Source organism: Blastomonas sp. UPD001, from assembly GCF_003426715.1.
In the GTDB taxonomy this organism is placed as follows: domain Bacteria; phylum Pseudomonadota; class Alphaproteobacteria; order Sphingomonadales; family Sphingomonadaceae; genus Blastomonas.
The window spans coordinates 354,052-372,817 of sequence record NZ_QKVT01000001.1; the positions used below are offsets into that span (position 1 = coordinate 354,052).

At 65.6% G+C, this 18,766-nt stretch carries 19 protein-coding genes; 13 read left to right on the top strand and 6 right to left on the bottom strand.

Annotated elements, in window-relative coordinates; translation table 11 throughout:
* On the bottom strand, nucleotides 1-225 hold a 225-nt coding region (locus tag DM995_RS22060; RefSeq protein ID WP_232823976.1), incomplete at its 3' end, for a hypothetical protein.
* A gap of 359 nt (nucleotides 226-584) precedes the next feature.
* On the bottom strand, nucleotides 585-965 hold the full coding sequence (locus tag DM995_RS01730; protein WP_116968293.1) for a VOC family protein: 381 nt from the start codon (nucleotides 963-965) through the stop codon (nucleotides 585-587).
* 285 nt (nucleotides 966-1,250) lie between these two features.
* Between DM995_RS01730 and DM995_RS01735 the strand changes: the two genes are divergently transcribed.
* Together DM995_RS01735 and DM995_RS01740 are read left to right on the top strand one after the other, a co-directional pair.
* Nucleotides 1,251-1,715 carry a GNAT family N-acetyltransferase gene (locus DM995_RS01735; protein WP_116968294.1) on the top strand — a complete coding sequence of 155 codons (465 nt, stop codon included), beginning with the start codon at nucleotides 1,251-1,253 and terminating at the stop codon, nucleotides 1,713-1,715.
* Nucleotides 1,716-1,924: 209 nt separating this feature from the next.
* On the top strand, nucleotides 1,925-3,061 hold the full coding sequence (locus DM995_RS01740) for a hypothetical protein (protein WP_116968295.1): 1,137 nt from the start codon (nucleotides 1,925-1,927) through the stop codon (nucleotides 3,059-3,061).
* On the opposite strand, the gene DM995_RS01745 is transcribed toward DM995_RS01740, so the two are convergent.
* The 4 genes from DM995_RS01745 to DM995_RS01760 all read right to left on the bottom strand — a co-directional run bounded on the left by DM995_RS01745 (nucleotide 3,058) and on the right by DM995_RS01760 (nucleotide 5,749).
* Nucleotides 3,058-3,948, bottom strand: a complete 891-nt coding sequence (locus DM995_RS01745) for an alpha/beta fold hydrolase (protein WP_116968296.1) — start codon at nucleotides 3,946-3,948, stop codon at nucleotides 3,058-3,060. The genes DM995_RS01740 and DM995_RS01745 overlap by 4 nt on opposite strands.
* A 159-nt stretch (nucleotides 3,949-4,107) precedes the next feature.
* Nucleotides 4,108-5,004: a pirin family protein gene (locus DM995_RS01750; RefSeq protein WP_116968297.1), complete on the bottom strand. Its 897-nt coding sequence runs from the start codon at nucleotides 5,002-5,004 to the stop codon at nucleotides 4,108-4,110.
* Nucleotides 5,001-5,579 carry an Rv1443c family protein gene (locus DM995_RS22870; RefSeq protein WP_502696595.1) on the bottom strand — a complete coding sequence of 193 codons (579 nt, stop codon included), beginning with the start codon at nucleotides 5,577-5,579 and terminating at the stop codon, nucleotides 5,001-5,003. The genes DM995_RS01750 and DM995_RS22870 overlap by 4 nt, the downstream gene beginning before the upstream one ends.
* Nucleotides 5,465-5,749 carry a BolA family protein gene (locus DM995_RS01760; protein ID WP_116968299.1) on the bottom strand — a complete coding sequence of 95 codons (285 nt, stop codon included), beginning with the start codon at nucleotides 5,747-5,749 and terminating at the stop codon, nucleotides 5,465-5,467. Before DM995_RS01760 ends, DM995_RS22870 begins: the two co-directional genes overlap by 115 nt.
* 67 nt (nucleotides 5,750-5,816) lie before the next feature.
* On the opposite strand from DM995_RS01760, the gene DM995_RS01765 reads away from it, so the two are divergent.
* The 11 genes from DM995_RS01765 to DM995_RS01815 all read left to right on the top strand — a co-directional run.
* Complete coding sequence (locus DM995_RS01765) at nucleotides 5,817-6,467, top strand: J domain-containing protein (RefSeq protein ID WP_232823977.1); 651 nt, start codon at nucleotides 5,817-5,819, stop codon at nucleotides 6,465-6,467.
* A gap of 45 nt (nucleotides 6,468-6,512) precedes the next feature.
* A complete protein-coding gene (gene cobS, locus DM995_RS01770; protein WP_116968301.1) occupies nucleotides 6,513-7,505 on the top strand; it encodes a cobaltochelatase subunit CobS in 993 nt (330 codons plus the stop codon).
* Nucleotides 7,506-7,520: 15 nt separating this feature from the next.
* Nucleotides 7,521-7,817: a nucleotidyltransferase family protein gene (locus DM995_RS01775; RefSeq protein WP_116968302.1), complete on the top strand. Its 297-nt coding sequence runs from the start codon at nucleotides 7,521-7,523 to the stop codon at nucleotides 7,815-7,817.
* Nucleotides 7,807-8,148, top strand: a complete 342-nt coding sequence (locus DM995_RS01780) for a HepT-like ribonuclease domain-containing protein (RefSeq protein WP_116968303.1) — start codon at nucleotides 7,807-7,809, stop codon at nucleotides 8,146-8,148. Before DM995_RS01775 ends, DM995_RS01780 begins: the two co-directional genes overlap by 11 nt.
* Nucleotides 8,149-8,290: 142 nt before the next feature.
* Nucleotides 8,291-10,273 (top strand): transglycosylase domain-containing protein, encoded by a 1,983-nt coding sequence (locus DM995_RS01785; RefSeq protein WP_502696596.1) that lies wholly within the window; start codon nucleotides 8,291-8,293, stop codon nucleotides 10,271-10,273.
* A 47-nt stretch (nucleotides 10,274-10,320) separates the two neighbouring features.
* Complete coding sequence (gene cobT, locus DM995_RS01790) at nucleotides 10,321-12,144, top strand: cobaltochelatase subunit CobT (protein WP_116968305.1); 1,824 nt, start codon at nucleotides 10,321-10,323, stop codon at nucleotides 12,142-12,144.
* A 276-nt stretch (nucleotides 12,145-12,420) separates the two neighbouring features.
* Entirely contained in the window at nucleotides 12,421-13,092 is a 672-nt protein-coding gene (locus DM995_RS01795) for a nitroreductase (protein ID WP_116968306.1), read from the top strand.
* A gap of 314 nt (nucleotides 13,093-13,406) precedes the next feature.
* Entirely contained in the window at nucleotides 13,407-15,443 is a 2,037-nt protein-coding gene (locus tag DM995_RS01800) for an adenylate/guanylate cyclase domain-containing protein (RefSeq protein WP_116968307.1), read from the top strand.
* Between the two features lie 76 nt (nucleotides 15,444-15,519).
* Complete coding sequence (locus DM995_RS01805) at nucleotides 15,520-16,218, top strand: hypothetical protein (protein WP_116968308.1); 699 nt, start codon at nucleotides 15,520-15,522, stop codon at nucleotides 16,216-16,218.
* 114 nt (nucleotides 16,219-16,332) lie between these two features.
* Complete coding sequence (gene cysS, locus DM995_RS01810) at nucleotides 16,333-17,784, top strand: cysteine--tRNA ligase (protein WP_116970277.1); 1,452 nt, start codon at nucleotides 16,333-16,335, stop codon at nucleotides 17,782-17,784.
* A 236-nt stretch (nucleotides 17,785-18,020) separates the two neighbouring features.
* Nucleotides 18,021-18,766: NAD(P)-dependent oxidoreductase (locus DM995_RS01815; RefSeq protein WP_116970278.1), on the top strand; the 746-nt coding region annotated here is incomplete at its 3' end.

Sequence of the window (18,766 nt, forward strand, 5' to 3'; positions counted from 1 at the left end):
ATCGTAGGTGGCTGCCTTCAATCTACTGCACAACACGTCTAAGGTAACGAGTTGCGCCGTTCCCACTTGCTTTTCAAGTAATGGACAATGAACGGGGTGAGGAAGAAAAATGGGAGAGCAGCCAGAAGGCCAATCCACCCGATGCTCTTTATGATGACAATGCAAAGTAGCGTGTGAAAACCGCCCACGAGAAAAAATTTCAATTGCTTGGACAACATATTTCAACCTGACTGGACGTTATGCAAATAGATTAGGCACGATCTGCAACGGCCGCAACGAGGTCGGTTGCTGGATGGCAGCTTTTTGCCCATCCAGTTCAAAGTCCGCCCTACCTCCGCTCAGCCTGAGCCTGTCGAAGGCCCCGCGCAACCGGTTGCCCCACCCTCAGCCGCTTTCCGGCGAAAGCCGGAATCCAGAGCGAGATGGCACCAGACCGCCCTGGGCTCCGGCTTTCGCCGGAGAACGGCATGATTTGGGGCGCATGGGCGCGGGGCCTTCGACAGGCTCAGGCTGAACGGGTCTGGTGGGAGGCTTCTGCGCTGTCCGCGCGAACCGGATGCGTCGAGGACTTTGCCCCGCTCCACCTATTGCGTCGCCACCCACCAGATCGTGCCGGCCGGATCGCGGAAGCCGCCGCGCAGGTCGTCGTCGTCGGCCTTGCGTTCGGGTTCGCGTACCGCTTCGCCGCCCGCGGCCAGAGCGCGGTCGTAAACCGCCTGCGCATCGGGCACGTAGAGATGCAGGTGCACCTCGCCCGAGCGATATTCGGTCGCGCCGCCTCCGACCATGACGATGCTGTCGTCGATGCGTAGCTCGGCATGCATCAGCGATCCGTCAGGCCTGTCGAAGCGCCGCGCGATGCTCGCACCGAATACGGTGGTCAGGAACGCTATCAGCGCCTCCGGATCCGGGCAGATCAGATAGGGGCTGAGGCTGGGATAGGTGGCGGGCTTCCAGTCGGGCATGGCGGGCTCCCTTGCGCGCAGACCCGCATGCGACAGGCGCGCCGCTCCCGGGGCTGTTTCTGCAGTGCAGCATATGCGAAAATGCACTCGAACGCCATGGCCGCCGCTTGCGTGTCGTCCCAGCCTGCGCGATAACAGGGCGCGCCCATGGGTGGCGCATGGAGTGTTTTTGACCAGGATTGCATCTTTCGGCTGAACCCTTGCGGGTTCGGCATCCTGAAACGATCGACGGAAAGACCCGCTTTTCCGATCGCTTACCCACATTCCAAGTTCCGAAGGTTTACCATGTACCAAGATGCCATTCGCCCGCTGCTGCGCGGCGATCTCGATCGCGTCCGCTTTCTCGTCCAAGCCAATGCGATGTTTCCGCCCGACATGCTCGACGACATGACCGCGCCGTTCTTCGGCGGCGCCGAAGACCAGCGCTGGCTCGTCCTCGAAGACGGGCATGTCGATGCCGTGTGCTATTTCGTCCCTGAAGCCATGGCCGACCGGGTCTGGAACCTGCTGCTGATCGCTGTGGACCCGGCGCGGCACGGCGAGGGGCTGGGCTCGGCGCTGATGGCAGCGGTCGAGCACGAGTTGGCGGCGCAGGACATCCGGCTGCTGCTCGTCGATACCTCGGGCACCGAGGCGTTCGCGCGCACCCGCCGCTTCTACGAGCAGCTGGGGTACCGGCGCGAAGCCGTGATCCGCGATTACTGGGCCAAGGGCGACGACAAGGTCACCTTTGCAAAGTCGCTGAGCTGACCAAAGGGAGGCGGGGTCGGTTCCGAGCCGGCTCCGCCTTTCGGTCGCCTGCCGGCCAGCGCGCTTGAGCCTGGCGCATTGCCTGCGCGAGGCCGCTGAACGCCATTGCGCCAGCCTTGTCACGCCATTGACGCCAAGCACCGCTAACCGGGCGACAAGAACCGCGCACATGGTCCGCGCGTCGCGATGCGATGAGGAGCCTCCATCCGATGACCAGCCTGCCGCACGCGGCGCAGTTCAAGCAGGCTGGCGCGCCCGGATGGACCGATCCCGATGCTGCGGAGTTCGTGGGTCGCCTCCAGGCGCTGGGCAGCCGCGCGCTGGTTGCCAATGTCGAGGCACAAGCGTTTGTCGAGCAGGCGGGCGGGTACGCGCTTCCGGTGATCGTCACCGATGGCGCGATCGGCATGAGCTATGTCGCCGCACCGCACAGCGCCTATGCGCTCTATCCGCGCGCCGAACTCGATCTGGTCGAATTGGGGTGGATGCGGATGCCCGCGGCTGCGGCGATCGCGGCGACCGACCGGCTGCTGCGCGCGCTGGGCATCAACCGCGCTGTGCAGATCGACAACTGGTTGCTTTCCACCTGCCTGCATGGCGACTGGAAAGGCGAGGGGCTGGCCGAGCTGCGCCAGCGGCTGGCGGCGCGCTATCCCGGCCATTATCTGCTGATCCGCTCGGTGGATGACTGGTCGTGTCCCTCGCTGACCTCTGCGCTCCGCGCCGATGGCTGGATGCTGCTGCCCTGCCGCCAGATCTGGGTGACCGATGACCTGCAGCGCGACTGGGCGGTGCGCAAGAGCGTGAAGAACGACGGCCGCAAGCTGCCGCAATCGGGCCTGGCCGTCGAGGACGTGACGCACCTCGATGACGCCGATGCCGCGCGGGTCGCCGAGCTTTATGCGATGCTCTATATCGCCAAATATTCCACACTGAACCCGCAGTACAGCGCTGCATGGATGCAGCTGGCGGTCGAGAGCGGGTTGTTTCACCTCCGCGTCGTGCGTGATCGTGCCGGGCAGGTCATGGCCGCCGTCGGCATTGTCGCACGCGGCGGAATCGCGACCAATCCGATGATGGGATATGATAGGCAGCGCCCGCAATCGGACGGGCTCTACCGCATCGCCTCGTGGCTGGTTGGCGATTTCGCGCTGCGACATGGCTTGCGGCTCCACGGATCGGCAGGCGCAGGCCATTTCAAGCAGCAGCGCGGCGCGCGCAGCGGGATCGATTACATGGCGATCCATGCCGCGCATCTGCCCGCCGCCCAGCGCTGGCCGCTCAAGGGCATCGCCGCCGCGCTCGAAACGCTGGCGGTGCCCCAGCTCAGGCGGCGGATGCTCTAGCGCGCCAGGAATTGCTCCATCGCGGTGATCAGCGCCTGCGGCTGCTCCCAGGGCACGAAATGCCCGCCAGGCGCCTTGACCAGCATGAGGTTGGGCACCAGCGTCTCGATGCCGTCGAGCAACGAGGGGCGCAGCGCAAAATCGTCCATTGCCCAGTAGAGCAAGGTCGGTTGGGTCACGGGCGGGAAGGCGCGCGACAGATAGGCGGGGCGCTCGACCTCGCCATCCATCGGCGGCACGATCAGCGGGCTGGCGCGGTACCAGTTGACCATCGCGGTGAACGCGCCGGGTGTCTGCCATTGCGCGAGGTAGATCGCGCGTTCCTCGGGCGTGATGTGCACCGCGGCGCTCGGCTCGGCAAAGCGCGAATCGAAATAGGCGTCCCAGCCCATGGCGCGCACCCTGTCCTCGAAATCGGGTTGCCGCATCTCGGTGATATATTGCGCCGAGGCGCGCTGGTCGGGATCGTCGAACAGCGCCCTCTGATAGGTGAACGGGTGCGCGGCATTGGCCATGATGAGGCGCGTCACTCGGTCGGGATGGTTGAGCGCCGCCATCCAGGCGATCGCGCCGCCCCAGTCATGCCCGACCAGCGTGAACGTATCGATGCCCAGATGGTCGGCCAGCGCGATCAGGTCGGCGACCATGTGCTTGGGCTGGTAATTTTCCACCCCTTGCGGCTTGGACGAGTTGCAGAAACCGCGCTGGTCGGGGGCGATCAGCCGGTAGCGATCCTGCAAATGGCGCATGACATATCGCCAGGTTCGGTGCGATTCGGGAAATCCGTGGAGCAGGATCAGCGGCGGGGCATCCTCGGGTCCGGCGATCGCGACATCGAGCTCGACCCCGGTCGGCAAGGCGATGCGGGTGAGGGGGAAGTCGATCATGCGGCGGCTCTCCGGAGTGTCGTTTTCCGGAGGTTCTATGGCATCGCCCAGTTCGCGTCACCCCCGCGAAGGCGGGGTCGCGCTTGGTCTCCACCAGTCAGCAGCAAAGCGGGATTCCCGCTTCTGCGGGAATGACGAACCACGGGCTGGATTTTATCTTTACGTCCGTCCGCGCGTCAGCGGCACTTCGGGGATCGGGATGAACTCTTCGCTGTCGCCCGGGACCTTGGGGAAAGCCCCCCGGTTCCAGCGATCGGCCGCATCGCGGATGCGGTCGTTCGACGATCCGACGAAATTCCACCAGATATGCCGTTCCGACGCGAAATCCGCGCCGCCCAGCAGCATCGCGCGCCCGCCGCCGATGCTCTCCAGCCTGGGCTTTGCCCCCGGCGCGATCAGATAGAGCAGATAGGGCTCGAGCGGCAGCCCGTCGAGCGCGGCGTCGCCATCGACCAGCATCACCGCGCGTTCGTCCGCTTCGCTGTCGATCGGCAGCGAGCCGCCCGGCTGCAGCACGATATCGGCATAAATGGTGGGGCTATGGCAGGTGGTCGGCGCGGTCGCGCCCCAGAGCGAGCCCATGATGATCCGTGCGCTGGCCTTGCCGTCGTCGATCACCGGCAGCGCATCGCAGCCGATATTCTCGAACGCGGGATCGGTGTCTTCGAGCGCATCGGGCAAGGCGAGCCAGGTCTGCATGCCGAACAGCCGGGCACCGGTGGCCATCTCGCTTTGCGGGCTGCGCTCCGAATGGACGATGCCGCGCCCGGCGGTCATCAGGTTCACCTCGCCCGGATGAATGGTCTGGAAGGTGCCGAGCGAGTCGCGATGGTCGATGCCGCCGGTAAAGAGATAGGTGACCGTGGCCAGCCCGATATGCGGATGCGGCCGCACCCCCAGATCGCGCCCGATATCGAGCTGCGCCGGGCCGAATTCGTCGACGAAGATGAACGGCCCCACCATCGCGCGCTTCTTCTGCGGCAGCACGCGGCGCACGGTGAATCCGCCCAGGTCATGGCTGGTAGGGAGCAGGGTGAAGGCGATGGGGGAGGTCATTGCATTTCTCCGAACATGCGCCGCAACCGGCGATGCCTGTGGTGGAAGAGCAGTTCGACGAGCCGCGCGGTCAGTCCGGGGACCAGGCCTGGCTCGAAGTTCAGCGTGTCGGACACGCGGCAGCCACCGCGCACGTCGTCGATGCGCCGTTCATGCTGCCAGCGGCGCATCCCGGTCATCGGCGACTGTTCGACAAAGCCGAAACCCGGTTCGAAGCTGCTGAAGGTCAGCATACTGGTTCCGACGGGAAGAACACCGCCGATCAGCATGCGACTGCGAAACACGGCTTTGCCCAGCTGGATATCGCTATCGGCAAGGCGCTCGAAACCTGCAGGCGCTGTCATGGCCAGCAACGGCATCATTTCCTGCCGCAGCCCGGCGATCGAGGTGGCCGACTGCCAGACCGTCTCGCGATCGGCCGTGAGCGTCGAGGAAAACGAGGCCGACCTGATGCTCAGCTCTATTCCCCCGGCGCCTTGGCCTTGATCGCCAGTGCGTGGACCTTCTGTCCCGGCAGGTCGCCCAGCGCGCGGTTGACCAGGCGCTGGCGCTCGAGCCGCGACTTGCCCGCGAATCCGGCGCTTTCGATCTCCACCGTGAAGTGCGATTCGCCGCTACCGTCATCGCCCATATGGCCCGAATGCTTGGCGCTGTCGTTGATCACGTCGAGCCGTGTCGGGGACAGGGCGGCCATCAGCCGGGTTTCGATCTCATGGGCCATCGGCCCCTTGGTTTTCATCGTCATGCGCACCTATATAGGCCGCTTTCCGCCCCTTGGCGAGGCGGCGCACTCATGGGCATGGCGACAGGTTTTGGCAGATAGCGGCAACTCGGGACAGGATGGCGGCGCGGCGCGGCGGCGCGCGCGCTTTCATGGCCGGGTCGAGGGCACGGGCCGCGCCTGCGACTGGGCCGGCTGCCATGAGGATGGCGAGTTCCGCGCCCCGCCGCCCGAGGACCAGCGCCACGGCTCGCGCTTCGACGGGCCAGGCCGTTATCGCTGGTTCTGCCTCGACCACATTCGCGAGTTCAACGAGCGGTACAATTTCTTTGCCGGCATGAGCGCGGAGGAAATCTACCAGGCGCAGCGCCCGACAGCGGGGTGGGACCGCGAGACTCGCGCCTTTGCGGCCGGGGCAGGGCAGACGCCGCGCTGGAGCGACTTTGCCGATCCGCTCGACGCCATCGGCGCGCGCTTCCGACAGAACATGGCGGACCGGGCGCGGGCAGCGGCCGATTCCGCCCGCGCACAGCAGCGCGGGCTGTCGGCAGCGGACCAGAATGCGCTGAAGACGCTAGGGCTTGGCGCGGATGCGACGCGCGCGACGATCCGCAAGGCCTATTCGCAGCTGGTGCGCACCTATCATCCCGATCGCAATGGCGGGGATCGCAGCCACGAGAAAGCCTTGCAGGAGGTCATCGCCGCCTATACGCACTTGCGCAAACTTGCCGCGTTCGCCTGACAGGGCGGAGCGCCCCTTCGACGACTCAGAACACCGGAAAACGCCATGACCGATATTTCGAACACCCAGCCCGACAGCCGCGATGGCACCCTGCTCGATGCGCCCGACAAGATGGTCGATGCGCGCGAGCTGTTCGGCGTCGATATCGACATGCAGGTGCCCGCATTCAGCGAGGCCGACGAGCGTGTGCCCGATCTCGATCCATCCTATGTGTTCGACCCGGAGACCACGCTCGCGGTGCTCGCCGGCTTTGCGCACAATCGCCGCGTGATGGTGCAGGGCTATCACGGCACCGGCAAGTCGACGCATATCGAACAGATTGCCGCGCGGCTGAACTGGCCGTGCATCCGCATCAATCTCGACGCGCATATCAGCCGTATCGATCTGGTCGGCCGCGATGCCATCGTGCTGCGCGACGGCAAGCAGGTCACCGAGTTCCGCGAAGGCCTGCTCCCCTGGGCGCTGCAGACACCGACCGCCCTGGTGTTCGACGAATATGATGCGGGTCGCCCCGACGTGATGTTCGTGATCCAGCGCGTGCTCGAAACCGAGGGCAAGCTGACCCTGCTCGACCAGAACCGCGTGATCCGCCCCAACCCCTATTTCCGCCTGTTCGCGACCGCGAACACCGTGGGCCTGGGCGATACCAGCGGGCTGTATCACGGCACGCAGCAGATCAACCAGGGCCAGATGGACCGCTGGAACATCGTGTGCACGCTCAACTATCTGCCCGCCGAGACCGAGGCCAAGGTCGTGCTCGCCAAGGTCGGCGAAACCGACCCCAAGGTGGTCAAGAACATGGTCAAGGTCGCCGATCTCACCCGCCAAGGCTTCATCAACGGCGATATCTCGACCGTGATGAGCCCGCGCACCGTGATCGGCTGGGCGCAGAACGCCGCGATCTTCCACAATATCGGCTTCGCCTTCCGCCTGTCGTTCCTCAACAAGTGCGACGAGGCCGAACGGATGCTGGTCGCGGAATATTACCAGCGCGTGTTCGGCGAGGACCTTCCGGAGAGCATCGTCGGCCGGGGGTGAACGAACGGGGAAGCCATGGACAAGGCGACAGCGATTGCGAGACTGAAGGCGCACGAGGCAGAGCTTCGGCAACTCGGGGTCGTCCAGCTGTCCCTGTTCGGTTCGACCGCGCGCGGTGAGGAAGGCGCCCAGTCCGATATTGATTTGGCGGCCAGGTTTGCACCGGAGGCCAAGGTAGGCCTGTTCCAGTATGCAAGGATTGCCGATCGTCTCGAAGAGATACTGACGACCAAGGTCGACCTGGTAGCGGAACCGGCCCGCAAGGCACGCATGCAGATCGCCATTGATCGGGATCGCGTCCATGTCTTCTGACCGCGAACGAGATAGGCTGCTCGATATTGTCGAGAACGCGCAATATGTGGCTGATTATCTGAATGGCATGGGCTTCGAGCAGTTTGCCGCAAGTCGCATGACCGTTGACGCGATTGAACGGTGCCTTCAGCGGATTACCGAAGCGGTTATCCGGGTTGGCGAACAGCGGATGGCCACTATCGCACCGGAGGTTCCCTTTCATGCATTACGTGGCCTCGGGAACCGCTTGCGACACGAATACGACATGATCGATCATGAGATCATCTATGCAGCCGCTGTCAACGATGTGCCCCGGCTGGCTGAACGCTGTCGCGCATTCCTTGGCGCATGATGCACATCTGGTCACTGCTGTCATAATCATATAATACACCAACTGTGTTCAGGAAAATGCGATTCGGATCGGGGCGTTTTGGGTTGGGCGGGGCTTCTGCTGCCGATGCGTCCTGGCCGCCCCTTGGCTTGATCCGGCCGATATAGGCCAGGCTGCGCCGGAGCCGGTGAAGCCCCCGCGCACGCGAGGATGGTGGGCCAGGCGCGTGCTGGCCGGGCTGTTCGCGCTGTTCCTGATCTTGCTCGCCTGGCTGGCGATCACCGCACCGCTTTCCAAGTCGCTCGAGCCGATCGCGCCGCCCGAGATCACGCTGCTCGCCGCCGATGGCACGCCGATCGCGCGCAGCGGCGCGGTGGTCGAGGAGCCGGTGGCCGTGGACAGGCTCCCGCCGCATGTGGTCGAAGCGTTCCTCGCGATCGAGGACCGGCGCTTCTATTCGCACTGGGGCATCGACCCGCGCGGGCTGGCGCGTGCGCTGTGGTCGAACATCACCGGCAGCAGCGTGCAGGGCGGCAGCACGATCACGCAGCAGCTCGCCAAGATCAGCTTCCTCACCCCCGAACGCAGCCTGACGCGCAAGCTGCGCGAGATGCTGATCGCCTTCTGGCTGGAGGCCTGGCTGAGCAAGGACGATATCCTGAGCCGGTACCTGTCGAACGCCTATTTCGGCGATAATGTCTATGGCTTGCGCGCCGCCTCGCTCCACTATTTCTATCGCCAGCCCGAAAAGCTGAAGCCCGAACAGGCGATCCTGCTGGCCGGGTTGGTCCAGGCCCCCTCGCGTTTTGCGCCGACGCGCAACTGGCAGGGTGCGAGCAAGCGCGCGGCAATGGTGCGCGCCGCCATGGTCGATGCCGGCTATCTGACGCAAGCCGAGGCGGATGCGCTGCCGCAGCCGCGGCTCGATGTGCACGAGCGGCCCAAGCTCGCCAATGGCACCTATTTCGCCGACTGGGCGATGCCCCAGGCGCGCGCGCTCACCGAGATGTCGCACAGCCGCCTGACGCTGACGACCACGCTCGATGCCCGGCTGCAACGCGCGGCAGAGCGCATTGTCGCGCGCGCTGGCCTCGGCAAGGCGCAGGTCGCGCTGGTGGCGATGCGCACCAATGGCGAGGTCGTCGCGATGGTCGGCGGCAAGGATCACGCGCAATCGCCCTTCAACCGCGCGACCCAGGCCAAGCGTCAGCCCGGCTCCACCTTCAAGCTGTTCGTCTGGCTGGCGGCGCTCGAAGCGGGGATGGAGCCGGATTCGGTCATCGAGGATAGCCCGATCACCACCGGCAGCTATCGCCCGCGCAACGCCGGGGACCGCTATCGCGGTACCATCAGCCTCGAAGAGGCGTTCGTGCATTCGAGCAATGTCGCCGCCGTCCGCCTGTTCCAGAAGGTCGGCAGTGAGAAGGTGATCAAGCAGGCGACGCAGCTCGGCCTCAAGGGGCCGTTTGCCGAAGGCGATCCCAGCCTGGCGCTGGGCAGCGGCAGTGCAACCTTGCTCGAGATGACCGCGGCCTTTGCCGGTGTCGCGGGCAACCAGTGGCCGGTCGAGCCGCACGCGTTCAAGCGCGAAGAGCAGGGCTGGTTCGAATGGCTGGTCGACGGGCCCGATCGCTATTCGTCGCGCGTGCACGAGCAGATGCAGGACATGCTGCGCGCGGCGGTCAATCGCGGAACGGGCCGCGCGGCGAGCCTCAACATCCCCAATTTCGGCAAGACCGGCACCAGCCAGGACAATCGCGACGCGCTGTTCATCGGTTATGCCGGCGATCTGGTCGTGGGCGTGTGGATCGGCAATGACGACAACAGCCCGATGCAGGGCATTCGCGGCGGCGGGCTGCCCGCGCGCATCTGGCGGCAGTTCATGGGCGAGGCGCTGCCCGGTGCCGTGCCGCAGCGCCGCGCCGCGCCCGTCGCGCCGCCCGAGGAGGTCGATCCTGATCCGGTGATCGGCCCGCTGCTGGAGGGTGAGATCGAGGGCAAGGTCGGCGGCGCAAATGTCCGCGTCACGCCGGATGGGCTTACCATTTCGGGCGATGTCGGCGGCGCGCCGGTCGAGGTCATCGTCGACGGCAATGGTGCGAATGTCCAGCGCCAGCGGCCGCCGCCGCCCGAACCGCCGCAATAGCCTCGCGCTTGCTTGACATCGGGGCCCTGCATCTCCAGCGATAGCGCATGACCAACCGCACTCCGCTCGATGACCTGAAGAACGTGCTGGCCGGGACCGCGCGGGCGATCGCCAGCCAGCCCGAGATCGAGGTGGCGTTCACCGCCGATCCGCCGTCGCAATCTGGCACCAAGCTGCGCGTGCCGATGCCGGGGCGCAAGCTGCCCGCCGATCAGGTCGCCGAGGCGCGCGGCTTTGCCGATCTCTATGCGCTGCGGCTGAAACATCACAACCCGATGCAGCACGCCGCCAACGCCCCGCGCGAGGCGGTGGCGCGCGCGGCGTTCGATGCGGTCGAGCAGGTGCGGATCGAGGCGCTCGGCACGCGGTCGATGCGCGGGCTGGGCGCGAACCTCGATGCGGCGCTCGAGATGCGGATGCGCTCCGATCCGATCAGCCGCGCGACGCGCGCCGACGAGGTGCCGATCTCGACCGCGCTTGGCCTGATCGTGCGCGAACGGCTCACCGGCACGCCGATGCCTGCGGACAGCGTCGCGGGCGTCAATCTGGTGCGCGAGTGGATCGAGAGCAAGGGCGGCGAGGATATCGACAATCTGGCGCTGTCGCTCGACGACCAGGCCGGCTTTGCCGCGCTCGCCAACCGCCTGCTCGAACATCTGGAGCTGACCGAGGGCCAGATGGACGAGGAGGACAGCCAGGACGAGGGCGACGAGGACGATTCGTCCGAACAGGGCGAGCCCGAGGATCAGGAGGGCGAGCAGGACGGCACCGACCAGGGCGAGACCGAGGCGCGCGGCGAGGAACAGACCGGCGAGAACGAGGACGGCGATTCCTCGGAGACCGAAGGCGAGATGGAGCAGGGGGACGATGGCGACCCCGGCGAGATGGGCGACGACGGCATGATGCCGACGCGGCCCAACCGCCCCTGGACCGACCTGCCCAATGATTTCGAGTACAAGGCCTGGACCACGCGCTTCGACGAGGTGGTCGAGGCGACCGACCTGTGCGACGAGGACGAGCTGCTGCGGCTGCGCGCCTATCTCGACCAGCAGCTCGCGCATCTGCAGGGCGCGGTGACCAAGCTTGCCAACCGGTTGCAGCGCCGTCTGATGGCGCAGCAGAGCCGCAGCTGGGATTTCGACCAGGAAGAAGGCATGCTCGATGCCGCGCGGCTGGCGCGCGTCGTCGTCGCGCCCGGCCATTCGCTGTCGTACAAGATCGAGCGCGATACCGAGTTCCGCGATACCGTCGTGACGCTGCTCATCGACAATTCGGGCTCGATGCGCGGTCGCCCGATCAGCATCGCCGCGATCAGCGCGGACATCATGGCGCGCACGCTCGAGCGCTGCGGGGTCAAGACCGAAATCCTGGGCTTCACCACCAAGGCGTGGAAGGGCGGGCAGTGCCGCGAGGACTGGCTGGCACACGGCCGCTCGCCGTTGCCCGGCCGCCTCAACGACCTGCGCCATATCGTCTACAAGAAGGCCGACGAACCCTGGCGGCGCGCGCGCAAGAATCTGGGTCTGATGATGCGCGAAGGCCTGCTCAAGGAGAATATCGACGGCGAGGCGCTGCTCTGGGCGCACAACCGCCTGATCGCGCGCCCAGAAGAGCGCCGCGTGCTGATGGTGATCTCGGACGGCGCGCCGGTCGATGACTCGACGCTCTCGGTCAATCATGGCGCGTATCTGGAACAGCATCTGCGCAAGGTGATCGACTGGATCGAGAAGATGTCGCCGGTGCAGCTGATCGCGATCGGCATCGGGCATGACGTGACCCGCTATTATCGGCGCGCGGTGACCATCATGGATGCCGAGCAACTGGGCGGCACAATGGTCGAGCAGCTGGCGGGCCTGTTCGACGACGAGTGATCGCGGGGGCGGGGCGGCGTGCCACGTCCCTCGACTGCGCTCGGGACAAACGGGGAAGGCTGTGGCGGATCAGGGCCGGGAAGCGTTGTGCGCGGGCTAGGCCAACCGATCGCGCGCACACCAAATACGCACCCAGATCCGTTTGTCCCGAGCGAAGTCGAGGGACGTATGTAGCGGGCCATCGAAATTGTGGCACATGCTCCAGCCCTGCCTTGCCAAGCCACGCTGCACCATTTAACCAAGCGATTAAATTCAATTTGCAGGGGAGACCCAGCCTTGAACGTATCCGAAGCCGTCGCCACCCGCCGTTCCGTGCGCGATTTTCTGCCTGATCCGGTGCCGCTGGAAACGATCCGCGAGATATTGGCCAAGGCGCAGCGCGCGCCCTCGGGCGGCAACACCCAGCCGTGGAACGCGGTGGTGCTGACGGGCGAGCCGCTGGCCGAGCTGACCGCGAAGATCAAGGCCAAGGCGCAGAGCGCGCCGATGGGCGAAGGCATGGAATATGCCATCTATCCCGCCGATCTCGAGGGCCGCTACGAGCAGCAGCGGCGCGCGGTCGGCCAGGCGATGTTCGATGCGCTGGGCATCGGCCGCGAGGATGGCGCGGGCCGGGTGAAACAGATGATGCGCAACTGGGACAGCTTCGGCGCGCCGGTGCAGATCTTCACCTATTGCCGCACCTATATGGGCCCGCCGCAATGGTCTGACATGGGCATGTGGCTGCAGACGGTGATGCTGCTGCTGCGCGAGGCCGGGCTGGACAGCTGCCCGCAGGAAATCTGGGCGATGTACGGGCGCTATATGCGCGAGCTGCTCGACATCGGCGACGACTATATCTTCTTCACCGGCATGGCAGTCGGCTATCGCAATCCGGATGCCCCGGTGAACAATTTTGCCGTGCCGCGCGTCGAGATCGATGACGCGATCCGGTTTCGGGGCTTCTGACGTTATCCCGTCCGGCCATATCCGGTTCACATGACCGTCGCATAATGATCCTCCGGGCTGCGGCGACAACTGGTCAGCCCGGCATCGGCAGACTATAGCATTCGAAACGAATCCCGACCGGGTCGCACCGAGGGCAGATTTCTCAATCGGCACGCTGCATGGGGGCAGCGGGCCTGGGGGTGCGATCATGGTAAAGTGCGCATATCGGAGCGAGGCCGGGCCAGGCGGGCAGGGACTCTGTGCCATGGCTTCTGCTTGCGCCGCGCCGCCACTGCGCATCGATCGCGACACGCCGGGGGGCAGCGACTGACGACATGGCAAGCAGGGCAGACAGTACCGATGTGGCGACCAGCCGCGAAGAGGTGGGACGTTCGGCGACCCGGCTGATCCGCCAGCTGGGGCTGGTGCGGCTGCTGGCGACGCTGGGCTTTCTGGTGTTTGCCGTGGCTGTCGCGCGCTACAGCACCGAGATGCCGCTGCTCGGCGATGCCGAAAATGCCATGTACGACATGCGCGCGGCCAATTTCGCCAAGAAGGTCGACCAGGACCCGCGCATCCTGATGGTGGTCTATACCGACGACACGCTGATCGATACCGGCCAGCGCTCGCCGGTCGATCGCACCATCCTGGCCAATGCGCTGACCAATATCGACAAGATGGGCGCCAAGTCGATCGGCATCGATATCCTGTTTGACCAGCCGCAGGATGACGACGAGGCGCTCAAGGCCGCGTTCCGATCGATGCGCACGCCGACGCATGTCGCCTATGCCAGCAACGCGACCAATACCGAGGCGATCCAGTTCCGCCAGCAGCAGTTTCTCGAAGGCTTTCTCAAGGACATCACCACCGACAAGACCAAGCCGACGAGCATTCGCCTCGTCACCGATTCGGACGGGGTGGCCCGCCGCTGGCCCGACCAGCCCAAGAACCTGCCGCCGATCATGGTGCGCGCGATGACGCCGCCGAATCCGGACTTTGCCGATTATCGCGGCGCGATCCGCTTCCGCCTGCCGCTGTCCTCGGATCGTCCGGTGATCAACAAGTTGCCGATCGACCTGTTCGCCGATCCGGCCAGCGCCGAGTTCGTCGCGAGCGAGGTCAAGGGGCGGCATGTCCTGATCGGCGGCGATTTCGTCGATTTCGACAAGTTCGATACGCCGCTCACCCGGATCGGCGACGTCGTGACCGGCGAATCGCAGATGATCGGATTGGAAGTGCACGCGCACATGATGTCGCAGCTGCTCGACAAGGATCAGCCGTTTTCCTTCCCCAACTGGTCGCTCTGGGTCATGGCGCTTGCGGTGGTGATTGCCGGGTGCATCACCGCGATTAGCCAGGCGCGCGCCTGGATCATGGGGATATTGCTCGGCAGCCAGATCCTGTTCTTCATGACCGCGCCGTTCATCCTGCAATATCAGGGCTTCGATACGCTCAACCTGCCCAGCTTCGGCTGGGCGACCGGATGGCTGCTCGCCTATACCTCGGTCGGGGCGGCAGCGCGCGTGGTCGGATCCAAGCAGCGCGCCTTCGCGCAGAACGCGCTGGGCAAGTATCTGCCCCGTTCGGTGGCGGCGGAGATCCTGAAGGACCCGGACAAGCTGGCGCTGCACGGCGAGAAGCGCGAGATCTTCTGCGTCTTCACCGATCTGGAGGGCTTTACCAAGCTCACCCATGCGATCGAGCCGGAAATGGTCGCCTTCCTGCTCAACAACTATCTCGATCGGCTCGCCGATGTCGTGCTGCAATATGGCGGCACGCTGGACAAGTTCGTGGGCGATGCCGTCGTGGCCTTCTGGGGTGCGCCGATCGGCTTTCCCGACGATGGCGAGCGCGCGGTGCGCGCGGCCTGGGCGATGTACGAGGCGGGCGAGGATTTCCGCAAGTCCGCGCCCGAAGGCGTCCCGCCGATCGGCCGCACCCGCGTCGGCGTGCATTTCGGCGAGGCGATCGTCGGCAATTTCGGCGGCGAGGGGCGCATCCAGTACACCGCGTTCGGCGACAGCATGAACACCGCGGCGCGGCTCGAGGCGGCGAACAAGAATCTCGACACGCGCGTGCTGGTCAGCCGCGAGGCGGCCGAGCGCTCGGGCCTCGACTGGTATCGCCCGATGGGCCGGATCGTGCTAAGGGGGCGCGCGAAACCGGTCGATATATTCGAGCCCGCGCCCGACAGGCCGGAAAGCGAACGCCAGGCGATTGCCGAACTGGTGGCGGCGCATGAAGCAGGAAATAGCGAGGCTGTGGTTCAACTCACATCGCAGCTTGCGGAATTGGGGCAGGAAGAGGCCATCGCGAATCTGTTCAAGCGACTTGGTCAGACACAAAAAGGAGAAAGCTATGTTCTCGGTTGAAAGGAAGTCCGTACTTCGCCGGGCGCTTGCGTTTGGTGCAGTCTTTACTCTCGGCGCGGCCGCCAGCACTGGCGCGATGGCCCAGTCGATGGTGGTGCGCTCGGTCGGACCTTCGGCGGCGCAATATCCCGCCGGCAAGAAGCTGCCCGCCAACACCAAGGTGGTGCTGAAGGCCAGCGACAAGGTCACCGTGCTCGACAAGGCCGGCACCCGCGTGCTTTCCGGACCCGGCACGTTCACGCTCGACGGCACGGTCAAGCGCGACCAGACGCAGAGCACGCAGATTGCCAGCCTGCTCGCCACCGGTGGCCCGGCGACCCGCAGCCGCACCGGGGCCGTTCGTGGCGCCCCCACCAAGGCAGCGGCTCCGGCAACGCCGCGCAGCCCCAACCTGTGGTTCATCGATGCCAGCCAGTCGGGCAAGTTCTGCGTGGCTGAACCGGCCCGCCTGATGTTCTGGCGCGCCAAGGTCGATCAGGACGTCCAGCTGAAGCTCGCCGGAACCGGCAGCATGGCGACGATCGACTGGAAGAAGGGATCGGGCAACCGGCTGTGGCCGATGGCCGAACTGCCGGTCGCCACGGGCAGCTACACGCTCACCGGTCCGGATGGCGTCGCGCGCAAGATCGACCTGGTCGTCCTGCCGAGCGTGCCCACGGAAGTGGACGAACTGGCCGGAACGCTGATCGAGAATGGCTGCGAAAACCAGCTCGGCCTGCTGGTCGAGACCATGGCGGCATCGAGCCAGGCCGGCGGTACCAGCGGCGATCAGTAACCGCACCGGCGACATTCAGGCCCCGCCCGCACCGCTGCGACCGGTGCGGGCGGGGTTTTTCTGTGCGCCTGTCGGCTTGACGGCCCGCGCGCTTTGCAGGCAATGGCTGAAGCCATGACGAGCCCTGCCGAACCCGCCCCGCTGATGCTGTTCAACAGCCTCACCCGTTCGCTCGAAGCGTTCGAGCCGGTCCATCCCGGCGAGGCGCGGGTCTATAGCTGCGGGCCGACGGTGTACAACTATGCGCATCTCGGCAACATGCGCGCCTATGTCTTCGCCGACACGCTGGGCCGGGTGCTGAGCTTCAAGGGCTATCGCCTGCGCCACATCATCAACATCACCGATGTCGGGCACCTGACCGACGATGCCGATCAGGGCGAGGACAAGCTCGAAAAGGCGGCGGCCGAGCGCGCGCAGTCGATCTGGGACATTGCGCGCCATTATACCGAGGCGTTCTGGGAGGACATCAGGGCGCTCAACATCCGCCAACCGGCGGAATGGTCGATCGCGACCGATTATGTGTCAAAGATGATCGAATTCGCCAAATCGATCGCGGACAAGCATTGCTACGAGCTGCCCAGCGGCCTCTATTTCGACGTGTCGACGGTGAGCGATTACGGATCGCTCGCGCGCGCGGCGACCGAGGCGGGCGAGGGACGCATCGAGGCGGTCGAGGGCAAGCGCAACGCGCAGGACTTCGCCATCTGGCGCAGGACGCCCGAGGGCGAGACGCGGCAGATGGAATGGGAGTCGCCCTGGGGCCCCGGCGCGCCCGGATGGCATCTCGAATGCTCGGTGATGAGCGAGGCGCTGCTCGGCTTTCCGTTCGACATCCATACCGGCGGCATCGACCATCGCGAGATCCACCATCCCAACGAGATCGCGCAGAACCAGGCTTTTGCCTGCTCGCACGGCAGCGGCGCGCGCTTCTGGATGCACAACAATTTCCTGATCGACCGGACGGGCAAGATGTCCAAGTCGAGCGGAGAGTTCCTGCGGCTGCCGCTGCTGGTGTCCAAGGGCATCCACCCGCTCGCCTATCGGCTGATGTGTCTGCAGGCGCATTATCGCAGCGAACTGGAGTTCAGCTGGGACAATCTCTTGGCGGCGCTGACGCGGCTCAAGCGGCTGGTCATGGCGGTCGCGGCGCTGCGCGGCCAGGCGGATGTTGCCGGTGCGGTCGAACATCCGCGCCTGCAACAGCTGCTCGGCGATTTCGGCGCGGCGGTCTCGGACGATCTCAACACCGCCAAGGCGCTGACCGTGCTCGACGACGTGCTGGCGCAGAAGAAGGTCGATGCTGGGCAGCGCCTCGCTGCGATCACAGCAATGGACGCGGTGCTGGGGCTCGACCTGCTGGCGCTCGAGCGCGCCGACCTGCGGCTGCGCCCCGCTAATGCCACAATCGACGAGGCGAAGATCGAGCATATGCTCAAGCTGCGCAAGGACGCCCGAGCGGACAAGAACTTCGCCGCCTCGGACGCCATCCGCGACGAGCTCGTCGCAGCAGGCATCGAGGTGATGGACGGCGACCCGCTCGGCTGGGAATGGCGGATCGAGGTCTAACCTCCCCAGGAACCACCTCCGTTTGTCCCGAGCCTGTCGAGGGACGTGATCGGAAACGGTCGTGCATGCGTCCCTCGACTTCGCTCAGGACAAACGGAATGGTGTAGGCTTAAATAGGCCAGCCCGTTCTCCGGCGAGAGCCAGAGTCCAGGGGCGAAATTGCGCTGTAGCCGCTGTGGATTCCAGCTTTCGCCGGAGAACGAAAAGGCGGGGCGGTGCCAGGAACAGGAGAGAGCATGACCAAGGCCGTGATTTCCGCGCTGGTGCGTCCATTGATCGAGGGCGTCATCCCCGATGGCATGGAGGTCGTCTGGATCGGCTCGGCCGAAGAGGCGCTGCGCGAGGTGGTCGATGCGGACATCGCCTGGGTCGACATGCACGACAAGCAGGCGATGCGCGACGTCATGCTCGCGGGCGAGCGGTTGCAATGGATTTCGACGCTCTATGCCGGGCTCGATCATTTTCCCGTCGAGCAGCTGATCGCGCGCGGTACCCGCGTCACCAACGGGGTCGGGGTCAACACCATCGCGGTCGCCGAATATGCGGTGCTGGGCATGCTCAGCATGGCCAAGGGCTATGCCGATGTCGTGCGCGCGGCCGACCGGCGCGAATGGCTCTGGGCCTCGCCCGGCACGGTCGAGCTCGACGAGACGCGTGCGCTGATCATCGGCTATGGCGCGATCGGCTCGGCGATCGGCGACCGGCTCAGGGGGTTCGGCGTCGAGGTGACCGGCGTCGCCCGCAGCGCGCGGCCCGACCAGGGCATTATCGGTGCCGATAACTGGAAGGCGCGGATCGGCGAATTCGACTGGGTCGTCATCGCCACCCCCTCCACCCGCGAGACCGATGCGCTGATCGGTACGGACGAGCTTGCGGCGATGAAGGACAGCGCGATCCTCGTGAACATCGCGCGCGGCGAGTGCGTCGATCAGGACGCGCTGATCGCCGCGCTGAAGAGCAAGAGCATCGCGGGCGCGTTTCT

What these genes read in the sequence shown, in the direction of transcription:
- DM995_RS01730 (WP_116968293.1), bottom strand. Translation starts at nt 965, where the DNA reads ATGCCCGACTGGAAGCCCGCCACCTATCCCAGCCTCAGCCCCTATCTG.
- DM995_RS01735 (WP_116968294.1), top strand. Translation starts at nt 1,251, where the DNA reads ATGTACCAAGATGCCATTCGCCCGCTGCTGCGCGGCGATCTCGATCGC.
- DM995_RS01740 (WP_116968295.1), top strand. Translation starts at nt 1,925, where the DNA reads ATGACCAGCCTGCCGCACGCGGCGCAGTTCAAGCAGGCTGGCGCGCCC.
- DM995_RS01745 (WP_116968296.1), bottom strand. Translation starts at nt 3,948, where the DNA reads ATGATCGACTTCCCCCTCACCCGCATCGCCTTGCCGACCGGGGTCGAG.
- DM995_RS01750 (WP_116968297.1), bottom strand. Translation starts at nt 5,004, where the DNA reads ATGACCTCCCCCATCGCCTTCACCCTGCTCCCTACCAGCCATGACCTG.
- DM995_RS01760 (WP_116968299.1), bottom strand. Translation starts at nt 5,749, where the DNA reads ATGACGATGAAAACCAAGGGGCCGATGGCCCATGAGATCGAAACCCGG.
- cobS (WP_116968301.1), top strand. Translation starts at nt 6,513, where the DNA reads ATGACCGATATTTCGAACACCCAGCCCGACAGCCGCGATGGCACCCTG.
- DM995_RS01775 (WP_116968302.1), top strand. Translation starts at nt 7,521, where the DNA reads ATGGACAAGGCGACAGCGATTGCGAGACTGAAGGCGCACGAGGCAGAG.
- DM995_RS01780 (WP_116968303.1), top strand. Translation starts at nt 7,807, where the DNA reads ATGTCTTCTGACCGCGAACGAGATAGGCTGCTCGATATTGTCGAGAAC.
- cobT (WP_116968305.1), top strand. Translation starts at nt 10,321, where the DNA reads ATGACCAACCGCACTCCGCTCGATGACCTGAAGAACGTGCTGGCCGGG.
- DM995_RS01800 (WP_116968307.1), top strand. Translation starts at nt 13,407, where the DNA reads ATGGCAAGCAGGGCAGACAGTACCGATGTGGCGACCAGCCGCGAAGAG.
- DM995_RS01805 (WP_116968308.1), top strand. Translation starts at nt 15,520, where the DNA reads ATGGCCCAGTCGATGGTGGTGCGCTCGGTCGGACCTTCGGCGGCGCAA.
- cysS (WP_116970277.1), top strand. Translation starts at nt 16,333, where the DNA reads ATGACGAGCCCTGCCGAACCCGCCCCGCTGATGCTGTTCAACAGCCTC.